At 62.2% G+C, this 2,340-nt stretch carries 4 protein-coding genes; 2 read left to right on the top strand and 2 right to left on the bottom strand.

The features are described 5' to 3' along the window. Together AHiyo1_RS11785 and AHiyo1_RS11780 are read right to left on the bottom strand one after the other, a co-directional pair. Nucleotides 1-324, bottom strand: a 324-nt coding sequence (locus AHiyo1_RS11785) for an RNA-binding S4 domain-containing protein (protein WP_059388688.1), incomplete at its 3' end; no start/stop codon positions are given. Nucleotides 325-378: 54 nt separating this feature from the next. Further along, a complete protein-coding gene (locus tag AHiyo1_RS11780) occupies nt 379-1,413 on the bottom strand; it encodes an aldo/keto reductase (protein WP_059388687.1) in 1,035 nt (344 codons plus the stop codon). Nucleotides 1,414-1,658: 245 nt separating this feature from the next. On the opposite strand from AHiyo1_RS11780, the gene AHiyo1_RS26675 reads away from it, so the two are divergent. Together AHiyo1_RS26675 and AHiyo1_RS26670 are read left to right on the top strand one after the other, a co-directional pair. Then, entirely contained in the window at nt 1,659-1,991 is a 333-nt protein-coding gene (locus AHiyo1_RS26675) for a flavin reductase family protein (protein ID WP_340639317.1), read from the top strand. Continuing rightward, the gene (locus AHiyo1_RS26670) at nt 1,910-2,149 is read left to right on the top strand and encodes a flavin reductase family protein (RefSeq protein WP_253257292.1); all 240 of its coding nucleotides are present in this window, start codon (nt 1,910-1,912) and stop codon (nt 2,147-2,149) included. The genes AHiyo1_RS26675 and AHiyo1_RS26670 overlap by 82 nt, the downstream gene beginning before the upstream one ends. The last annotated feature ends 191 nt before the right edge of the window (nt 2,150-2,340 follow it).

The raw sequence follows: 2,340 nt of genomic DNA, 5'->3' as shown, positions 1-2,340 counted from the left end.
CGGCAGCCCGAGGGCGGGCGCGGCGGGACGCTCCGGTGTGTGGTCGGTGAAGCAATGGGACGCTGCTTCGGCCCCTACCCTTTTCGCAATGAGCCTGCGGACCTCAAGGATGCGCTCGAAGCCGGGCTGCCGTACGCGGATTGTGTCGCCGATAATCACGGACTGTGAAGCCTTGACCGGGTTCCCGTTGATTCGCACATGCCCCGCCCGGCAAGCGGTTGTGGCAGCGGAACGGGTCTTGTAAGCGCGGATCGCCCAGAGCCAGGCATCAATGCGCACATTGCCGGTTTTTGATGTTTGGGCGGAAGTCGGAAGGCTAGTCATGATTGCGAACGAGTATAGTCGGCGCGCGAACCGGCGGCTCCAACGCGAAGCCGGTTACCGGCGTCGAAGTTCCGCGTATTCAAGGTGGGGGACAACGGTACCTGCGTCGCGCTCCAGGAAGTTGGTACCGGGCGCCACGATCTCGTCTATGGCATCCAGCACGGCTTCGTTGAGGACAACATCCGCGGCCTTGAGGTAGTCGACCAGATGGTCCTCCGTGCGCGGACCGATAACCACGCTGCTGACGGCCGGATGGTTCAGGGCAAAGGCGACAGCAAGCTGGATGAGGGTGAGCCCATGCCGTTCGGCGACACGGCCCAAGGCATCGGCCGCCAGGAGTTTGTTCCTGTTGAAAGGTGCCGAGACGTCGAAGCGCCCGGGAACGGCCGACGCGCGGGAGCTTGCGGGCTGGGGGACTCCCACGCGGTAGTTCCCGGAGAGCCAGCCGCCGTCGAGCGGTCCATAGCTGAGCACGCCAAGGTTGTACTGCTGCGTGATTGCAAAGACGTCGCGCTCATTCGCGCGGACCAACAAGGAATAGGGCACCTGATCCACCACTGGCGGTATGAGGTGGTTGGTGGTGGCGATCCACTGTGCCTCCACAAGCTGCGACGGCGTGAACACCGACGTTCCGTAGTAGAGAATCTTGCCCTGCCGGATGAGGTCGTTGAGCGCCGTGATGGTTTCCAGGACGTCGGTGTTGTAGTCCGGACGGTGTGCCTGGTAAAGGTCGATCCTGTCCGTCTGCAAGCGGTTCAGGCTGCCTTCCACGGCCTTCATGATCCAGCGCCGGGAATTGCCTGCATGCGCGGGATTCGGCCCCATTTGTCCGTGGAACTTGGTGGAAAGGAAAACATCATCCCGCCTGCCATGGAGGGCCCGGCCCACAATGGCTTCCGCCTCGCCCTGCGAATAGATGTCCGCGGTATCGACGCTGGTGATACCGGCGTCGAGGGCCGAATGGATGATGCGGACGCTTTCCTCGGCGCCCGTGGGCGCCGAACCTGTCCCAAGGTTGAGGGTTCCCAGGGTAAGGGGGCTGATCAGGGCACCCGTGCGTCCCAGGGTTCGAAGCTCGCTGAGGCTCATCTCCGGCTTCCTCCGTGAAGAATCAAGGCTGTGCAATGGATTGACACGACGCTACACATGTCGTGCCCCGGGACACTCGAAAAACGTACAAATTCTTCGCTTTTCGTATTGCGGGGTAATGAAACAAGGTATGACGAATTATGAATTGACTTCATTCGACACGCGAATACACAAATATTGCCGTTATCGGCCCCGAGTGAATTAGTAGAAAGGCAGGCACGAAACTACAGAGAAAGGAACCCGCCATGACCCAGGTAACGGTGGATGGAGCCGCTTCGATCAAGCAGGCGTTCGCGCAATTTCCCTCAGGCGTGGCGGCCTTCAGTGCTATGGTCGGCTTCGCGCCGGAGGCCCTGGTGGCATCGAGCTTCACAGTGGGAGTCTCGCTCGAACCACCGCTGGTCATGTTCGCGGTGCAGAACTCTTCCACCACGTGGCCCAAGCTCCGGCGCGCCCCGCGACTGGGTGTTTCCATCTTGCCCAGGGCCAGGAAGCCGTGTGCCTGCAGCTCTCCTCGCGGACCCAGGACCGATTCGCTGGCCTGGCGACCTCAACGAGCGACGCCGGGGCGGTGTTGATCGACGGCGCAGCGCTGGTGCTTGAATGCGAAGTGGTCTCAGAAACCCCGGCGGGTGACCACGCGATCGTCGTCCTCGAAGTGAAGTCCGTGGAGATCAACCACGACGCCGAGCCCCTCATCTACCACGGGGCCGGGTTCCGGCAATTGGCCGCGTGAGCTTGGTCGTGGCCCCAACTGACTCGCAGTTGTTGTCGTTATGAGCCTCCAAACGACAACAAATGCTAGTCAGTTGGGTCGGCCGGGCACTGAGGATTGGGTCAGGCGGGCACTGCGGGGCGCTAGGCCCGGGGGCGGGACCCTGCTGAGGCCGTCACACGGCCGGAAGATACGGGTTTGCCGCCATGTGG

Source organism: Arthrobacter sp. Hiyo1 (assembly GCF_001263615.2).
GTDB lineage: Bacteria > Actinomycetota > Actinomycetes > Actinomycetales > Micrococcaceae > Arthrobacter.
The sequence above is the reverse complement of the archived record's forward strand: the minus strand, read 5'-3'. Positions and strand labels throughout refer to the sequence as shown.

Coding starts and splice junctions, on each gene's coding strand:
- AHiyo1_RS26675 (WP_340639317.1), top strand. CDS start 1,659: ATGACCCAGGTAACGGTGGATGGAGCCGCTTCGATCAAGCAGGCGTTC.
- AHiyo1_RS11780 (WP_059388687.1), bottom strand. CDS start 1,413: ATGAGCCTCAGCGAGCTTCGAACCCTGGGACGCACGGGTGCCCTGATC.